Annotated in this window: 14 protein-coding genes and 1 tRNA gene; 7 read left to right on the top strand and 8 right to left on the bottom strand. The window is 67.9% G+C overall.

Annotated features, from left to right (window positions below):
- Window positions 1-110 precede the first annotated feature (110 nt).
- Window positions 111-752 carry a dienelactone hydrolase family protein gene (locus tag AB0M48_RS07690; protein WP_266041122.1) on the bottom strand — a complete coding sequence of 214 codons (642 nt, stop codon included), beginning with the start codon at window positions 750-752 and terminating at the stop codon, window positions 111-113.
- 76 nt (window positions 753-828) lie between these two features.
- On the opposite strand from AB0M48_RS07690, the gene hisC reads away from it, so the two are divergent.
- Window positions 829-1,896 carry a histidinol-phosphate transaminase gene (gene hisC / locus AB0M48_RS07685; RefSeq protein ID WP_363836844.1) on the top strand — a complete coding sequence of 356 codons (1,068 nt, stop codon included), beginning with the start codon at window positions 829-831 and terminating at the stop codon, window positions 1,894-1,896.
- Here hisC and AB0M48_RS07680 read toward each other — a convergent pair.
- From AB0M48_RS07680 to AB0M48_RS07670, 3 genes are all read right to left on the bottom strand, one after another.
- On the bottom strand, window positions 1,886-2,635 hold the full coding sequence (locus tag AB0M48_RS07680) for a sulfite exporter TauE/SafE family protein (protein ID WP_030477681.1): 750 nt from the start codon (window positions 2,633-2,635) through the stop codon (window positions 1,886-1,888). The genes hisC and AB0M48_RS07680 overlap by 11 nt on opposite strands.
- Window positions 2,636-2,759: 124 nt before the next feature.
- A complete protein-coding gene (locus tag AB0M48_RS07675; RefSeq protein ID WP_363836839.1) occupies window positions 2,760-5,858 on the bottom strand; it encodes an SdrD B-like domain-containing protein in 3,099 nt (1,032 codons plus the stop codon).
- A gap of 208 nt (window positions 5,859-6,066) precedes the next feature.
- On the bottom strand, window positions 6,067-8,625 hold the full coding sequence (locus AB0M48_RS07670; protein WP_363836836.1) for an SdrD B-like domain-containing protein: 2,559 nt from the start codon (window positions 8,623-8,625) through the stop codon (window positions 6,067-6,069).
- A 249-nt stretch (window positions 8,626-8,874) separates the two neighbouring features.
- Here AB0M48_RS07670 and AB0M48_RS07665 point away from each other — a divergent pair, with 249 nt between their 5' ends.
- The 3 genes from AB0M48_RS07665 (at window position 8,875) to AB0M48_RS07655 (ending at window position 10,593) form a co-directional block, all read left to right on the top strand.
- Complete coding sequence (locus tag AB0M48_RS07665) at window positions 8,875-9,306, top strand: helix-turn-helix transcriptional regulator (RefSeq protein WP_363836833.1); 432 nt, start codon at window positions 8,875-8,877, stop codon at window positions 9,304-9,306.
- A 10-nt stretch (window positions 9,307-9,316) separates the two neighbouring features.
- Window positions 9,317-9,727 carry a VOC family protein gene (locus AB0M48_RS07660; RefSeq protein ID WP_363836831.1) on the top strand — a complete coding sequence of 137 codons (411 nt, stop codon included), beginning with the start codon at window positions 9,317-9,319 and terminating at the stop codon, window positions 9,725-9,727.
- Between the two features lie 158 nt (window positions 9,728-9,885).
- Window positions 9,886-10,593 carry a class I SAM-dependent methyltransferase gene (locus tag AB0M48_RS07655; RefSeq protein WP_363836828.1) on the top strand — a complete coding sequence of 236 codons (708 nt, stop codon included), beginning with the start codon at window positions 9,886-9,888 and terminating at the stop codon, window positions 10,591-10,593.
- 77 nt (window positions 10,594-10,670) lie between these two features.
- Here the strand turns inward: AB0M48_RS07655 and AB0M48_RS07650 are convergent, their stop codons facing one another.
- The 4 genes from AB0M48_RS07650 to AB0M48_RS07635 form a co-directional block, all read right to left on the bottom strand.
- Window positions 10,671-11,567 carry a neutral zinc metallopeptidase gene (locus AB0M48_RS07650; RefSeq protein ID WP_363836826.1) on the bottom strand — a complete coding sequence of 299 codons (897 nt, stop codon included), beginning with the start codon at window positions 11,565-11,567 and terminating at the stop codon, window positions 10,671-10,673.
- A 572-nt stretch (window positions 11,568-12,139) separates the two neighbouring features.
- Entirely contained in the window at window positions 12,140-12,889 is a 750-nt protein-coding gene (locus tag AB0M48_RS07645; protein WP_363836824.1) for a hypothetical protein, read from the bottom strand.
- A 54-nt stretch (window positions 12,890-12,943) separates the two neighbouring features.
- Entirely contained in the window at window positions 12,944-13,516 is a 573-nt protein-coding gene (locus AB0M48_RS07640) for a hypothetical protein (RefSeq protein WP_363836822.1), read from the bottom strand.
- Between the two features lie 97 nt (window positions 13,517-13,613).
- Entirely contained in the window at window positions 13,614-15,326 is a 1,713-nt protein-coding gene (locus AB0M48_RS07635; RefSeq protein ID WP_363836820.1) for a bifunctional metallophosphatase/5'-nucleotidase, read from the bottom strand.
- 163 nt (window positions 15,327-15,489) lie between these two features.
- Here AB0M48_RS07635 and AB0M48_RS07630 point away from each other — a divergent pair, with 163 nt between their 5' ends.
- The 3 genes from AB0M48_RS07630 to AB0M48_RS07620 all read left to right on the top strand — a co-directional run bounded on the left by AB0M48_RS07630 (window position 15,490) and on the right by AB0M48_RS07620 (window position 17,231).
- Window positions 15,490-15,921: a MarR family transcriptional regulator gene (locus AB0M48_RS07630; RefSeq protein WP_363838305.1), complete on the top strand. Its 432-nt coding sequence runs from the start codon at window positions 15,490-15,492 to the stop codon at window positions 15,919-15,921.
- A 27-nt stretch (window positions 15,922-15,948) separates the two neighbouring features.
- A tRNA-Ser gene (locus tag AB0M48_RS07625) sits at window positions 15,949-16,033 on the top strand.
- 256 nt (window positions 16,034-16,289) lie between these two features.
- On the top strand, window positions 16,290-17,231 hold the full coding sequence (locus AB0M48_RS07620) for a hypothetical protein (RefSeq protein ID WP_363836818.1): 942 nt from the start codon (window positions 16,290-16,292) through the stop codon (window positions 17,229-17,231).
- Window positions 17,232-17,238: the final 7 nt, after the last annotated feature.

The following is a 17,238-nucleotide window of genomic DNA, read 5'->3' as shown; positions in this document are numbered from 1 at the left end:
CTCGTCACCGCAGCACTGGGTGTTACGCGCAGCTACACCCAGTCGGCCGTCCGAAGCACTCCTTAGATGTACCTGGAGGACGGTTCGGTTCCAATCCGCCGTAAAGACCCTTACCTCATGTGAGCGTCGAACCAGTTCAACGCACGAACCCACGCTTCGTCACTCGAAACGTTGAAACGAACCAGATCGGACGCGGTTTCGGAGCTGATCACAGCATCACGAAGCTTGCTCACTTCTTCCGAGTCGTCGTCGCTGAAGATTCCGAGCCACGGGCACGTGAGGTCGGCGGCGACGTCGACCAGCGCGGGCAGGCCGTCCGAGAGGGGCTCGAGGATGCCAGGCGCCTGCACCGTGACGGCCGCGCCGATCGTGCGGCTGGCGGCGACCACCATGGCGACGGTGCCGCCGATGTCGAAGCCGACGACACCCATCCGGTCGGCGCTCACCCCCTGCTGGCCCAGCCAGACGAACGCGACGTCGGTGTCCGCGAGCAGCCGGTCGCCGTTGAGCTTGCTGACCTGGTCCTTGATGTCGTCGCCGTGCACCCGGTCCGCGTCGTAGAGGTGTGGCGCGATCGCGAGCCAGCCCTCGTCGGCGAGGCTGCTGACGAGCGTGCGCACACCTGCGGTGATGCCGCGGGCCTCGTGCAGCACCACGAGTCCGCCCCGCACGGCGGAGTCGGGTTCGGCGATGGTCACCCGCAGCTCACGGCCGTCGGTGAGGGAAAGCGTCTCGGTGCGGGTAGTGGTCATGATTCCCACCCTTCCACGAGGGGGTGAACTCCAGTCAACGTGACCAATCGGACGGAGCAATGCGAGGATCGGGTCCATGACCGTGCGAACCCGTGCTGACCTGGCGTCCCTGCCGTCCTACGTGCCTGGCAGGACCATCCCCGGCGCCATCAAGCTCGCGAGCAACGAGGTGTCGGCCGGACCGCTTCCCAGCGTCGTCAAAGCGATCGCCGAAGCGGCCACCAGCATCAACAGGTACCCCGATTCGGGCGCCGTCGAACTCACCGGGCGGCTGGCCGACAAACTCGGCGTCCCCGCCGACCACCTGGCGATCGGCTGCGGCTCGGTGACCCTGTGCCAGCAGCTCGTCCAGGCCACCTGCGCCGAGGGCGACGAGGTGCTGTTCGCGTGGAGGTCGTTCGAGGCCTACCCGATCGTCTCCCACGTCGCGGGCGCCCGGCAGATCCGCGTGCCGCTGAACTCCGAGCACACGCACGACCTCGACGCGATGCTCGCGGCGATCACGCCGAACACGCGGATGGTCTTCGTCTGCAACCCGAACAACCCGACCGGCACCGCGCTGCGCACCGAGGAGATCGAGGCGTTCATCGCCCGAGTCCCCCGCGACGTGCTCGTCGTGCTCGACGAGGCCTACAAGGAGTTCGTGGACGACGCCCACGTCCCGGACGGCGTCGAGCTCGCGAAGCAGCAGTGGGCCGCGGGCCACAACAACGTCGCCGTGCTGCGGACGTTCTCGAAGGCGTACGGCCTCGCGGGCCTGCGGATCGGCTACGCGGTCGCGCCGCCGGTCGTCGCCGACGTGCTGCGCAAGGTGTACGTGCCGTTCTCGGTGAACGCGCTGGCGCAGGTGGCCGCGATGGCCTCGCTGGACGCCGAGGACGAGCTGATGGTCCGCTGCCGCGCGATCGTGGCGGAGCGGGGTCGCGTGCGCGGCGAACTGCTGGCCATGGGCTTCGAGGTGCCGGAGACCCAGGCGAACTTCGTGTGGCTGCCGCTGGGCGAGCGCACGGGCGCGTTCAACGAGCACTGCCTGACGCACAAGGTCGTCGTGCGCGCGTTCGTGGGCGAGGGTGCCCGCGTGACCATCGGAGAGCCGGACGAGAACGACGCGTTCCTGGCAGCGGCTCGCGCCTTCACTTCATGAGCAGCTGAACGATCGCCGCGACTCCCACCACCACGATGACGCCGCGCAACACGGCGGGTGGGAGTTTGCGGCCGATCTTGGCGCCGATCTGGCCACCGACCACGGACCCGACGGCCAGCAGCAGCACGACCAGCCACGCCACGTCGGCGATGAAGATGAACAGGACCCCGGCGACGAGGTTCACGAACGCGGTGAGCACGTTCTTCAGCGCGTTCATCCGCTGCAGGTGCTCGCTGACGAGCACGCCCATGATGCCCATGACCAGCACGCCCTGCGCGGCACCGAAGTAGCCGCCGTAGATGCCGGCGGCGAAGACGCCGAACCACAGCAGCACGCCGCCATCGTTGTCGTTGCGGCGGTGCGCGAGCTTGCGGTTGAGCCACGGCTGGATGAGCACGAGGACCAGCGCGATCACGATCAGGACCGGCACGATCGCGGTGAACGCCTTGTCCGGCAGCGTGACCAGCAGGATCGCGCCGAGGATGCCGCCGAGGATCGACGCGGGCAGCAGGCGCTTGATGCGGTCCGACTGCCCCTTGAGCTCCTCGCGGTAGCCCCACGCGCCCGACAGCGAGCCGGGCACGAGACCGAGGCTGTTGGACACGTTCGCCACCACGGGCGGATAGCCGACGGCGAGCAGCACCGGGAACGTCACGAGGGTGCCACTGCCCACGACGGTGTTGATGCCGCCTGCGAACACACCCGCGATGACCACCGCGATTGCTTCCCAGACCGTCATGTCACCCCCAGTACCCGATGGTTCGCGACGCTAACACTCCACTCGGGACGACAGGGTGTGGCGCTGACGACAGCAGGCCCGGTGCTCAGCGTGAGCACCGGGCCTGCTGTCCCGACTTGTTCGGTCAGGCGACCTGGCGGCGGCGTCCGATCAGGCTGGCGCCGAAGCCGAAGGCCACGAGCAGCGCGCCGAGCAGGCCGAGGCCCAGCACGGACGCACCGGTCTTGGCCAGCGCGTCATCGGTACCACCGGAGCCGGAGCCACCGGCCGCAACCGCCGGGGCGGGCTTCGGGGCGTCCTCGGTCACAGGCCTCGGGTCCGCGACGACGAGGAAGTCGTTCCTCGACTCGCTGCCCGCGAAGACCTGCACGTGGCCGCCGTACTCACCCTCGAACTTCCAAGGTCCGTCGACCCAGGCCCAGAAGTCACCGGCGGGCACCTTGTCGAAGTGCACGTGCCCCTTGTCGTCGGAGAACGTCTCGGCGACGTCCACACCGAGCTCGCGGTCGCGCAGCACGATCCGGGTGTTGCCGATCGTCTCGCCCGCGTCGGGCCGGTAGTCGCCGTCGCGGTCGACGAAGAGCTCACCGCTGACCGAGCCGAACCCGCCGGGCACGCGCGCCGTGTCCCACGCGAAGGGTGCGTCGAAGTTGTTGATCGCATCCGGCGCGAACCTGCAGCCCACGATTACGGTGCCCAGCTCCAGTGCTCCCTGCGGCACCGCCTCGATGGCCACGAACGTCTTGGTCTCGCCGGCACCGACCGTGACGCCGGGACCGAACAGGTCACCCCAGCCGTGGCCGGGCTTGGTCGAGGCACCGAGCTCGTTGCTGCTGCCCGCCCCGTTGCAGGCGGCGACGATGCCGCTGATCTCGTGCTGACCCCGGTTGGTCAGGGTGATCGAGATCTTGGCTGCCTCGCCGGGCTGGTAGACGTCCTGGTCCAGGGTCACCTTCGCGCTGAGCGACTCGTCGTACGGTCGCTCGCCGCGCGCCACCACCTGGGCAGGGGCGCCGGGCTGCACGCGGACGGCGGGGTTGCTGCCGTCGCTGTGCACGACCCAGCCACCGGGGAAGGCGTAGACCAGGTAGTAGTCGCCCGACGGCAGGTCGGAGAAGCCGAAACTGCCGTCGGCGAGCGTGGTGGTCTTGAAGTAGCCGGGCTGGGTGGCGCGAGCCTCCACCACGACGCCCTCGACTGCCTCGCCGGCGTCCTGCTGCTTGTTGCCGTTCTTGTCCGCGTAGGCGACACCGGAGATCGCGCCCACGGTCTGCACGACCTCAGCGGTGGCTTCGAAGGTGGTGCTGGAGGGAGTCGGCGCGCCGAGGTAGCTGACGAATCCCCGGACCGACAGCTTGCCGTCCCTGGCGGCGCGGATCGTGCCCGAGACCTCGAACGTGCGGGACTCGCCGGCGAAGATCTGGACACCGGGACCGAGCGGCCCGAAGTCGCCCCACTCAGCGGACGGGATGTCCATCGATTCCGGAGAGTGGGACAGGCGGACGCGCTCAGCGAGGCGGCCACCGACGTTCGACACGGTCAGCGAGAGCTTCACGGTCTCCTGCGACTCGTAGCTCGCCTTGTCCAGCTTCAGCGTGGCACGCAGCTCCGCGAAGCCGGGTCCCGGCTTCAGGCCGGTGAACACGCTGGTGCCCCAGCCGACGACCTGCACCTGGTCTGCCTCAGCCGGACCGTCGAACGCCCACGGGCCGAGGATCACGGCCCGGTAGGTGCCGACCGGCACGTCGACGAAGTCCAGCTGGCCGGACTCGTTGCTCACGCCCTCGGCGACCTTGTCGCCCGTCACCCGGTCGACCAGGATGATCTTGAGGTTCGCGACGGCCTCTCCGGGGTCGGTCGTCCAGTTCTTGTTCTTGTCGTCGGTGAGGTGCATCGTGTAGCGGCCCTTGCCGCCGGTCACGCTCGCCTTGACGCCGACGTGGGGGCCGTCGGCGTTGTACCCGGGGTTCGGCTGGAAGTCGCAGGCCAGCCAGACCTCGCCCGCCTGGGCTGCTCCCTCGGGAACGGCCTCGTTGATCACGAAGGTCTTCGTCTCACCGGCCGCCAGGTCGACGCCGGGGCCGAAGGTCGCGTCCCACTCGGGACCGAAGCCGAAGTGGTTGCTGTCGCCGACGCGGTTGCACCCCGCCTGGATCTTGCTGATCGCGTACTCGCTCGTGTTGGTGAGCGTCACCGTGATCTTCGCGGTGGCCGGGTAGGCGTACGTCGTCCTGTCGAGCGACGCGCTCGCGGTCAGCATCTCCGAGTACGGGCGCTCGGCGGGGCTGATCACCTCGGTCGTCTGGTCCGGCACGACCGTGATCGACTCCTGGCCGGGCTGGGTGTGCACCATCCAGCCGCCGGGAAGTTCGTAGTACGGCCGGTAGTACGTGCCGGACGGAACTCCGGTGAAGGTGTACCGGCCGTTCGCGTCCGTCGTCGTGCGGTGCTCGGCGACAGGGCTGCCGCCGTAGATGCTGACGTTCGAGCTTCCGAGCGACTCACCGGCGTCGGGCAGGCCGTTGCGGTTCACGTCCGCGAAGACCAGGCCGCTCACGTTGCCCACGGTCCGGGTGACGGTCGGCCGGAAGGTGACGAAGTTGTCGTTGCTGTGGGCGTCGCCCGCCTCTGACGTCACGAAGACGGTGAGGTCGAGCTTGTCGCCGACCAGCTGGGTGATGCCTCCGGCCACCTCGACCGTGCGCGACTCGCCCGGTGCGAAGGTCGTGCCGGGGTACTCGAGGCTGCCCCAGGAGCCGTACGCGACCTGGATCCCCCAGGCACTCGCCCGGACGCGCTCGGCCGGGAACGCGCTCTGGTTCGTGACGGTGACCTTGACCTTCACGGACTCGTGCGACTGGTAGTGCGTCTTGTCGATCGACGCGGCGACCTTCAGGTCCGGCAGCTCGGCCGCGGCGTTCTGCTCGGCCTTGGTCGGCTGCGCCGGAGCGTTGGACGTCTCCGCCGGCGTGCTGGGCGCGGGCTGCTCGGTGCTCGGCGGCGTGGCCGGTTCACCGGGCTGCGTCGTGGACGGCGCCGCCGGGTCGGTGGTCGACGGCGGTGCGGGCTCGGTCGTCGACGGCGGCGCCGGGTCCGTTGTGGACGGTGGCGTGCTCGGCTCACTCGTCGGCGTCACCTCGACGCTCGACGTGGGCGTCTCCGGCTCCTGTGCGAGCGCACCGGTGGTGGCTCCGCCGAACGCCAGGACGACAGCGGTGGTCAAGGCCCCGATTTTGAGCAGGGCACGGCTGACCGATCTCTCGGACAAAGAAAATCCCCCAAGAACCCCGGTAGTGGTGTGGTCCACCGGCGTCAGAGCCCCCGCACGCGCCCAGCAGACGTTGGGAAGGTACCTGACGAAGTGTCCGCTGGAAAGAGATCTACAACATCAACAATCCACTCTGGACGGTGGCGTGCGCGACACCGGGCCGCTAGGTGGTCCGGCGGCGGCCGATCATCCTGGCGCCGATGCCGAACGCCACGAGCAGCGCGGCGAGCACACCGAGCCCGAGCACGCTGGCTCCGGTCTTGGCGAGCGCACCGCCGGTTTCCCCTTCACCGCCACCCTGGCCGCTGTCTTCGGCTGGTGGCACGGCAGGCGGACCGGGCACCACGTACAGGAGGTGGAAGCCGTCCCCTTCCGCGGTGACGTCGACCTTGGCGGTGATCGGAACCTCGAACTGCCACGGTCCGTCCACCTGCAACCAGTAGGTGCCGAGCGGCACCTGCTCGAAGAACATGTACCCGTCGGTGTCCGTGACGGTCTCGGCGACGATGCCGCCGTACTCGCGGTCGGTCATCAGCCGGACTCCGGTGTTCTGGAGCGGCTCTCCGGGGTCGACCCAGTAGTTGTGGTTCTTGTCGTGCAGGATCGTGCCCCTCAGAGTGCCGACCCCACCGGGGATTGCGGCCCAGTCGTAGCCGATCGCCACGTCCTCGGCGTTCGCCCTGACCCAAGGCGCGAACCCGCAGTGCACGGCCACCCGGTTCATCCCGGACAGCTCCGCGGGCACCTTCTCCGCGACGGTGATCGTCTTCGTCTCACCGGGCCCGAGCGTCAGCCCCGGCTCGCGCAGGTCGCCCCATCCGGCGGACACCGGCCAGGTGTTGCCTTCCCTGTCGCAGGCGGCCTGGACGTTGCCGACCTCGTAGGTGGCCTTGTTCGACAGCGTGATCGCGATCTTGACGTCGTCCCCGGCCGCGTAGTCCGGCTTGTCGAGCACCATCGCCGCCTTGAGCACCTCGGTGTACGGGCGTTCCGCACGCGCGGTGACCTGGATCGCCGGCCCTGGCCGCACCCGGACCTGCGGCGCGTTGCTCTCGGCGTGAACGATCCACCCGCCGGCGAGCGTGTAGCCGATGAGGTAGTCGCCGGAAGGGATGTTCTCGAACGAGTAGCGGCCGTCGGCGTCCGTCGTGGTCCTGAAGTAGCCGTACGGCGCGCCGCCGTTGGCCTCCACGACGGTCTCCGCGGCGGCCTCGCCGGGATCCTGCTGCCTGTTGTGGTTCCTGTCGACGTAGACGACCCCGCTGACGTCACCGGTGGTCTGCACGACCTCGGCCTCGGCGCTGACGCTCGCCGGGAGGTCCGCCGCGCCGATGTGCTCGACCGAGGCCCACACCGTCAGCTTGCCGTCCTGGAAGTTGTGGATCGTGCCGGTGACGCTGTAGGTCCGGGACTCCCCGGCCGGTATCCGGGCGCCTGGCCCCTCTTGCCCGACCTCGCCCCACTGCTCGGCGGTGGTGGTCACGTCGTAGAACGCGTCGATCACCTTGACGCGCTCAGCGGTCTGACCGCCGTTGTTCGTGATGGTCAGGTGCACGCGCACCGACTCGTGCGACTCGTAGCGCGGCTTGTCGAACTTCATCGTCGCGGCAAGAGATGCGGGCGCCCCGCGTTTGAGGAACTTGGTGGTGGTGCCGCCCTGAGCGGTCACGCGCACCAGTTGCTGGCTGTCGTCGGTGAACCCCCACGGCCCGAGGAGCACTGCGCGGTAGTCACCGGCCTTCAGCCCGGTGAACTCGACCTTGCCGTCCGAGTCGCTGGTGCGCTCGGTGACACGGGCACCGTTGCGCGGGTCCAGCAGGACTACCTTCGCACCGCTGACGACCTCGTCCGCGTCGATGCGCTGGTCGGCGTTCCCGTCCTCGCCGAAGATCATCGTGTGGCCCATGCGACCCGTCACCTTCGCCTCGGCGTGCACCGATGGACCGTCGGTGATCCACGCGGCGTTCGGTGCGAAGTCGCAGTCGAGCGTGACGACGCCCGCGGCGAGGGCGTCCTCCCTGATCCTCTCGGTGATGGCGACCGTGTACTGCTCACCGGCCGCCAGCGTCACGCCGTGCGTGTTGAACACGTGCCACTCAGGACCGCCGTTGCCGAGCGTGTTCCCTCGATTCGGGCGATTGCACCCGGCTTGGATGGCACTGATCGTGCGGTCGGTCGTGTTGGTGAGAGTGATTTTGATCTTCGCGAACGCCGGGTACTCGTAGCTACCGCGGTCGAGCGTTGCGGTCGCCCTGAGCTGTTCCGAGTAGGGCCGCTCGGCACGCACCGCCACCTCGGTGGTCGTGCCCGCGGCGACCACGACCTCGTCCCCGGCTGCCTGGGCGTGGTGCACGACCCAGCCGTCCTTCAGCACGTAGGTCGCCCAGTAGGTGCCCGGCGCGAGGCCCTGGAAGGCGAACGTGCCGTCCGCAGCGCTCGTCGTCGTGTGCCTGGTGTCGCCGCCGAAGACGCTGACCTCGCCCTGGACGGCCTCGCCGGGGTCCAGCTCGCCGTTGCGGTTCTTGTCGCCGTACAGGACGCCGGAGATGCCGTTCTTCTGCTCCGCCTGCGGCTTCTGGTCAGGGGCAGGCGGTGGCGGGGCGGGCTGCGAGGTCGGCGGCGGTGTAGTCGTCGTCTCCGTGCGCGCCGGTGGGATGCTGGTCGGGTCGTCCTGCGCGAAAGCAGCGGACGAGCTGAAAACCAGCGCTGCGACCGCGGTCAAAGCGCCGATCTTGAATGCGGATCTGCCGAGCAACGGATCCCCCGAGTCCCCCGGTGTTCATGACGTCCGCCGATGTCAGAGCCCCCGCACGCACCGGTAGGACGTTCGGAAAGTACACCGGTTTCGAGAGCGCGTGGAAGGGACCAAAAGATGACGAAAAGGTGCCCGAGATCTTCTTCCGGGCGGGCAACCGATGACGTTCGGAAAGCGTGAGCATCGCGGGGACTCCTCTGCGCTCACGGCGGTGGCATGCTGGTCCGCGTGACGCCGGAGGACCTCGCGCACCTGCGCCGGGCACGTGACCTGATGGACCGCGAGTACGCGCGGCCGCTGGACGTGCCCGCGATGGCCCGTGCCGCGCTGATGTCGCCGTCGCACTTCGCCCGCCAGTTCCGCGTGGCGTACGGCGAGACCCCGTACGGCTACCTGATGACCCGGCGGATCGAGCGGGCCAAGGCGTTGCTGCGCCTGGGAACGATGTCCGTGACCGAGGTGTGCGTCGAGGTCGGTTGCACCTCGCTCGGCTCGTTCTCCGCGCGGTTCACCGAACTGGTCGGCGAGACGCCGTCGGCCTACCGGGCGCGCGCTCACGACGCGCTGGCCGGGGTGCCGGGATGCCACTTGATGGGCTTGACGCGACCGAGCAGATTTCGAGAAGCGACGCGTTCACCACGTGCCTAGGGTTTCGCCCATGAAGCTTTCGCACACGTTCCTCTTCGTGCACGACCAGGACATCGCGCTGAAGTTCTACCGCGACGTCGTCGGGCTCGAAGTCCGCACGGACGCCACCATCGAGGACGGTTACCGCTGGCTCACCGTCGGGCCCGCCGAGCAGCCCGACGTCGAGATCGGCCTGGCGCGCATCGGGCCGCCCGTCCCGCCGACGGACTACGAGACGCTGCAGGCGTTGCTGGCCAAGGGATCGTTGCACGGCGTCATCTTCGAGCTCGACGACGTGGACGCGAAGTTCGAGCAGGTGCGTGCGGCCGGGGCCGAGGTGATGCAGGAGCCGATCGACCAGTTCTACGGCGTGCGCGACTGCGCGTTCCGCGACCCGTCGGGCAACATGATCCGCTTCTCCACACCGCGGACCCAGCAGTAAATTCGCTGTCCGCTTCCGCGGCCGGCGTGGTTGAGTGGTGCCTTCAGGCGTTCTCAGAGACAAGGTCGATGCCATGGGCAGCCCCGGACACACCGGGTGCCTTCGCAGTACCCGGTGACTCCCGCGTTCTGTTTCTCGCGATCACCAGGAGCACCACCTTGACTTGGTACACCTCTTTCTTCACCGATCTCGCCAACGGCTTCTGGCGCGGTGCGGTCCAGCCTTCGCAGACCTCGGCCGAGGTCGACTTCCTCGTCGGCCTCGACGCCGGCCCACGGGTGCTGGACGCGCCGTGCGGCAGCGGCAGGCACAGCATCGAACTGGCCCGCCGCGGCTACGCGGTCACCGGCATCGACATCTCGGACGAGGCCATCGCGCACGCCCGCGCGCTGGCTCCCTCACTCGACTGGCGGCAGGGCGACCTGGCGTCGCTCGGCTCGTTCGGCGTAACGGCCGATCTGGCCGTGTGCCTGGGCAACAGCTTCGGCTACCTCGACCACGCCGGTTCGCAGCGGTTCCTGGCCGACCTGGCCGCCGCGGCGCCGGTGCTGGTCATCGACTACGGCTGCGCGGCCGAGGCCCTGCTGCCCTCGTTGCCGGGAGAGATCCGGATGTCCGCGGGCGGCGTCGACATGGTCGCCGTCAACACCTACGACGTGGCGACGGCGCGACTGCTGATCGACTTCACGTTCACCGGTGGTGAGCGGACTCAGCGGTCGGTCTGCGTGCAGCACGTCTACACGGCCGGTGAGCTGACCCGGATGCTGAACGGCGCCGGGTTCTCGTCGGTCGAGCTGTTCGGCGACACCGACGGCGGTGCGTTCGAGGTCGGCAGCCACCGGTTGCTGGCCGTGGCACGCCGCTGATCTCGCCTGGCCCGGGCGGTAGCGCTCTCGCGACCGCCTGGGCCAGGGCCCTTCCGGCTGGAACGGGCTGCTCCGCGTCAGCCCAGGTTGTTCGTGTCGAACGTGTTGCAGCGGGCCGGGTCGCCCGTCTGCAAGCCGGTCGTGAACCACTTCTTCCGCTGCTCCGAGCTGCCGTGGCTGAACTTGGTCGTGTCGACCCGCCCGCCACCGAGCTCGCTCTGGATGAAGTCGTCACCGATGCGCGCCGCCGCGTCGAGGGCGGCGTCCACGTCTTCCTGGGTGATGTTCGAGATCAGGGGCTGACCGTTGGCCGACGGGACGGTCGTCGCGGCCTTGCCCCAGGCGCCCGCGTAGCAGTCGGCCTGCAGTTCGAGGCGCACCGAACCCGAGGTGGGACCGGTCTCCCGGCCGACCCGGTCGGACGTGCCGAGCAGGTTCTGCACGTGGTGGCCGTACTCGTGGGCGAGCACGTAGGCCTCGACGAACGGGCCGCCGGTCGCACCGAACTTGGTGCGCAGCTCGTTGAAGAAGTCCAGGTCGATGTACACCTGGGAGTCCGCGGGGCAGTAGAACGGGCCGACCGCGGAGGTGGCGTTGCCGCAGCGGGTGTTCACGCTGTTGCGGAAGAAGTTGGTCTTGGTGACCTGGTAGGTGTTGCCCGAGCGGGCGAACTGGTCGGTCCAGAAGGCCTGGATCGAGTTGATCGTGGCCAGGACCCTGCAGTCGTCGTCGCGGTTCGCGTCGGCTCCCGTCTTGCACTTGTCGAGCAGCTGGCCGGACTCGACCTGGGTGTTGTTGCCCAGGCCGTCCAGCCCGCCCGCGGGCAGCTGGATGCCGGTGAACTGCTGGAACAGGAAGTAGATGATCAGGCCGACCACGCCGAGGCCACCACCGACGCCCGCGACCCTGCCGCCTGAGCCTCGTTGGTCCGAAACCTGAGAAGTGTCGAGTTCCGCGCCTTCGTTGAACTGCACCGCATCCTCCTGCCAAGGACCCCATGGGTGCCGCAAACGATAAAGCACGAAACATGCCTTGGTGCGGAGCCCGACGTCGGGGCACCGCACCGAGGCTTTCCCATTTGGAAGTGACGACTACGGCCCACGAAGGTTGGCGTGGCGCTCAGCCGGTGACGCCATGAGACGACACCGAAGCCGAGCTCAACAGCGTCGAAGTGCACCGAGCGACGCCTGATGGCGCCTGGGCACCCGAAACCTCGTGTCCGTCGCTACGCAGTCGCGCTCGGACCGTTCACGTCCGATCCGCTCGCGGGGATGCGACAAACCGCGTTTCGCCACAGCGAGGAGATACCTGCACAGCACCACCTACCCCTTCTGGGCGTGGCCTCCGGGCGGTCTCGTTCATTCACCTGCCGGTTGCCAGCTCGTTATCGACTATGCGCTTGATCGCCGCATTTCTCAACACTTCACACCAAACCTGAATTGGTGAAGTCAGACGGGTGACCTGCGGAGATCGACAGTGCAGACAGCAATCGCCCGGCGAGAAGAATCTCTCGCCGGGCGATTGGGAAAAACGATCGGATATTTGATCAGGCCTTCGTGGTGCGGCGCGCGCCGCGGCGGGCGATCACGCCCGCGGTCATCAGTCCGAGACCGGCCAGCAGGAACTCGAGCGGGTCGGCGCCGGTCTTCGACAGGCTCGGGATGATCGCCGAGGCGTGCTGCGAGGCCTTGTCGCCGGTCTGCGGGGTGCCGGCGCCGGAGTCGTCGCCCGTGGTGCCGCTGCCGGAGTTGTCGCCGCCGCCGGGGTTGCCGTTGCCGGGGTTCTCGTTGCCCGGGTTCTCGCCGGGCTGCTCGGGGTTCTCACCCGGCTGCTCCGGCTGCTCCGGGTTCTCGCCCGGCTGCTCGGGCTGTTCGGGGGTCTCGGTCTTGCCGCAGTCGCCGCTCGCCGTGCCGAGCACGCCCGCCGCGGTGCCGCAGACGGTCACGGGGGCCTCGACGGTGCCGCTGGGCTCCTCGGGCTTCGTCTGGCCGCAGCTGCCGTTGCCGCCGCCCGCGACGCCGATCGAGTTGCCGCAGACCGTGACGGGCGCGGAGACGAGCGCCTTGTCGGCCTGGGTGCGCGGGGCGGGCTTCTCGTCGCACGTGGCGTCGCTGGTGCCGAGCACGTTGATCGCGTTGCCGCAGACCTTGACCGGGGCGCTGACGATGTTGCCGACGCGGACCTCTTCGTCGACGTCGAGCGGCACCGGGACGGCCTGAGCCCAGCCGGCGGTCGCGACGATCAGGCCACCCGTCAGGAGGGCGGCGGACATGGTGCGGTTGAGGTTCTTGCGCATGACTGTTCTCCCTGGAAAGTGACGGATCCCTGTGCTGCGTGCGGCACTTGGGGATCAGTCAGGGGAGAACGTCGGCTCCTCCGCGCGCACGATGCGCGGCACGTCCTGCTGTTCGGTGCTGACGAGAGCCGCTGTGGTGGTGGGCGGCCGCATCGCGTGCGGCAACGTGCCCGCCGGAATCTGGGGACTGCCCGCCGACGCCCCCGCGCCGCTCTGCGGGAGCGTGCCGGGGATCGGCTGCTCGGCCTGCGGTTGCGGTTGCGGTTGCCGGGGCACCGGCACGGCGTTCGCGGGAGTCGTCGTTGACGACGGCGGCGGTTCCGGCGATGCGTGCTGCCGGCGCACCTCGGCCTGCGCGGGCGCTTCCACTGCCGGGGTCTGCGGCGGCTCGGGTACGGCTTCGGGGACCTCGACGCGCGGTGCCGGCTTCGGCGGGACGGGCGCGTCGGGCTGCCTCGGTGGTGTGGTGTCGATCTTGAGGCCGACGTCGACGACGGGGAGCTGCACCTCGATCTCGAGCTGGTCGATCTCGACCCGGACGTCGGCGTTCGCCTCACCTGCGCCGCCCAGCAGCCAGGCACCGGTCACCAGACCGGCGAGCAGCAGGAACCGACGCAACCACGACATCGGCCCTCACCCTAGATCAAATGGAGCAACGCGTCACACGAAAAAGGCCATCTCGGCGACCCAGGTCGCCGAGATGGCCTTCACCTGCGATCTGCGGCTACGGCAGCTGCGCGATGCGGCCGAGCGCGGGAGGCGCCTGGTTCGGGTGCGCCGTCAGGTACGCGGAGAACGCGTCCAGGTCGATGCCACCACCGGTGACGTTCGTGCCCTTGGTGAACTCGCTGAAACCGTCACCACCGCCCTGCAGGAAGCTGTTGATCGTCACGCGGTAGTTCGCGGCCGGGTCGACAGGGGTTCCGTTGAGCGTGATGCCCGAGACCTTCGAACCAATCGGCGCGGACAGCGACCAGCTGTACGTGAAGCCCGCGGAGGGCTGCAGCACCGTGGTCTTGCCGGGGACGAACTGCTGCTCCAGTGCGTTCTTGATCTGCGCGCCGGTCAGCGTGACCGTCTGCAGGATGTTGCTGAACGGCTGCACGGTGAACGCTTCCTCGTAGGTGACGACGCCGTCGCCTTCACCCTTCGCGCTGGCGTAGGTGAGGTCGACCCGGACGCCGCCCGGGTTCATCAGCGCGAGCACCGCGCCGTTGCTCTTGGTGGCCTCGAGCTGCGAGTCGGCGATCAGGTTGCCCAGCGGGGACTCACCGGCGGGGTTCTGCGCCTTGACGATGTCCTTGGCGATCGTGCCGATCCGCCTGCTCGCGATCGGGCCGGACTTCGTCTTGGCCAGGTCGATCACGGACTGGATCACCGGGTCCGGCGTGACCGTGCGCGTGACGATCTTGTTGTCGGCCTTCGTCTCGCCGCGGACGACGTCGCGCGTCCGGCGGTCGATCTTCAGGTCGACGACGCTGAGTTCGCGCCCGAACGCCAGGCCCTCGATGAACGGCCGCGGGTTGCCGGCCGGGTCCTTGACCACGCAGTTGTAGTGCTGGTGGCTGTGGCCGGAGAAGACCGCGTCGATCTTCGGGCTGACGTTGGTGGCGATGTAGCTGCCGGGGTTCTCCGGCGACACGTTGCACGCGTTGGGCCCGCCACCGGTCGACGTCACCTGGTCGCCCTGGTGCACGAGCAGGACGATCGACTTGACGCCGATCGCGTCGAGGAGGTTGGCGTACTTGTTGGCCGCCTTGACCTCGTCACCGAACTTGATGTCCTTGATGCCGTTCGGGTCGACCAGGATCGGCACGTCCTTGAGCGGCATGCCGATGAAGCCGATCGGCATCCCGTCGCGGATCTCCACCCAGAACGGCGGCAGAGCCGGCAGTCCGGACTTCGCGTGCGTGACGTTCGCACCGAGGATCGGGAACTTCGCACCCTTGTACTCGTCGCGGAACTGGCAGCCGTCCACCGGGTGGCACCCACCGCGCTGGATCCGCAGGAGCTCCTCGTAGCCCTCGTCGAACTCGTGGTTGCCCGCCGCGGTCGCGTCCATGCCGACCTCGTTGAGCACCTCGATCGTCGGCTCGTCGTGGAACAACGCGGACACGAGCGGCGACCCGCCGATCAGGTCGCCCTGCCCGACGATGACGGAGTTCCTGACCTCCTTCTGGAGGTTCTTGATGTGCGTGGCGTTGAACGCGGCACCACCGGCGTCGACGGTCGTGCCGTCCGGCAGGATGACGCGCCCGGACGACCCCGTCGGCGGCTCGAGGTTGCCGTGCAGGTCGTTGATGCCGATCAGGCGCACGTCAACCGTGCCCCGACCGCGCAGTGACTGGACATCGGCCTGGGCAGGCCCGGTAGCGCTGATGACAGTGGCCGCGGCGGCGGTGATCGCCAGAACGGAAAGCCGTCTGAACGAACTCATGGATGGAGCCTTTCAAGGCTTGGTTAACGCGCGTGTACGGCGCAGGAGTCTGCCTTCCGATCGCCACGTTTTCCAGAGCAATGACTGGATCGTCATGCTCAGGACTAACCTTGTTCCCGTGACACCAAGTGAGCAGGAGCCGCACTGGCTCGACGAGGGCGAGATGCGCGCATGGCGCACCTACGTGAACGGTTCCTCCATGCTCATGGACCGCCTGCACCGAGAGCTCCAGGACACCCACGGAGTGTCACTGGCGGACTACGAAATCCTCGTGCGCCTGTCCGAACAGCCGAACCAGCGCATGCGGATGACCCAGCTCGCCGAGGACGTCGCCTCCTCGAAGTCGCGCGTCTCACACCAGGTCGCGCGCATGGAGAAGGCAGGCCTGGTGTCCCGCCGCGAGTGCACGGAGGACGGCCGCGGCGTGCTGGCCGAACTCACGCCGAAGGGCATGACGCAGCTCGTCTCAGCCGCCCCGACGCACCTGCGCGGCGTGCGTGAGCACATCGTCGACCTGATCACGCCCGAGGAGGGCGAGGTGCTGGCCAAGGTGTTCGACCGGGTCATGACACACCTGCGGGAGACGAACGGCTAGGCTTTGTGCCGACGCCTCTGGCGTCGTGGAAGCGTGGCAGAGCGGCCGAATGCACCCGCCTTGAAAGCGGGAGACGGGCAACCGTCCGGGGGTTCAAATCCCTCCGCTTCCGCAGTTCAGAGGGGGTGTGACCGGCCGTTGAGCCTGGTCACACCCCCTCTGGTGTAGCAACGGGTGTAGCAACGACCTCAGCCCAGCTCGTCCGTGAGCCGCTTCAAAGCCTCCCGCTTGTCCTCAAGGGAGACGGCCGCGTAGATCATCATCGACATTCGCTGGCTCGGCGTCGGGCTGCTCGATCCGCATTGCTCGGACTCCTTTAGCGAGTGGTCGCACAACTGGACACGCAGCTCATTTCTAGTGGGCCAATCATGCAGTACTATGTCGCGATGTCGTCGAGCCAGCGAATCAACCCGGCGGTTCTGCACCCTCTAAAGGAGGCGTTGCGGCTGACCTACTGGTACAAGGACGATCTGCGAGCTTTCCTTAACGCCTCCCTTGGGGATCGCACACTCGTTGCGCGCCTCGACTGGACTGCGTACAAGCGGACCATCGTCGCTCAGCTCGTCGACACGCTGGCATCCGATCAGCACAAGTACTTCGACCTGCTTCTGAATCTGATCTTGACAGTGGCGGACGTTGAAGACCCCAGTCATTTGAAGCGACTCAGTGACGGCAAGAAGAAGTACGATGATGCCGTCGAGGCGCTCAACTCTCTACGCAAGCAGATCGAGCCCTATCGACTACTGCGAAGCGAGCAGGCTGAAGCTCAGCGACGACGCGAGGCCGAGCAAGCTCGCGTTGAGAACGCCCGAGCTATCGCAGACAAGCTGGAAGAGCTGAAGCTGCTCTTCTACTCGATCATGAGCGAGGATCGGCAGAAGCGCGGATACTCCCTTGAGAAACTGCTGAATGATCTCTTTGCACTGTACGACATTGACGCCAAGGGCTCTTTTCGGATCCAGGGCGAGCAGATTGATGGCGCCTTCACTTTCCAGAGCAATGAATACCTACTCGAAGCTAAATGGCGACAGGAATTGACTCCACTTAGCGATCTTGACGCGTTTGCCGGGAAGGTGCAGCGCAAGCTTGACAACACGCTTGGCCTCTTCCTGTCGATGACCGGTTTTCAGCCAAACGCCCTGCACCTGAGCGGGCAGGGCGGAAGGCCGACCTTGTTGCTGATGGATGGCTCCGACCTGACGATGGCACTCGAAGGTCGAATCGCGTTTCCTGATCTTTTGGCGCGGAAGCGTCAGCATGCGTCTCAAACAGGCGAGATCTTCCTACGTGCAGTTGATCTACTCGCCTAGCAGCGCC

It is taken from the genome of Lentzea sp. NPDC051208 (assembly GCF_040682435.1).
GTDB classification, from domain to species: Bacteria; Actinomycetota; Actinomycetes; order Mycobacteriales; family Pseudonocardiaceae; genus Lentzea; species Lentzea kristufekii.
Note: the sequence above shows the minus strand (reverse complement) of the source record. Positions and strands in the feature narration are given on the sequence as shown.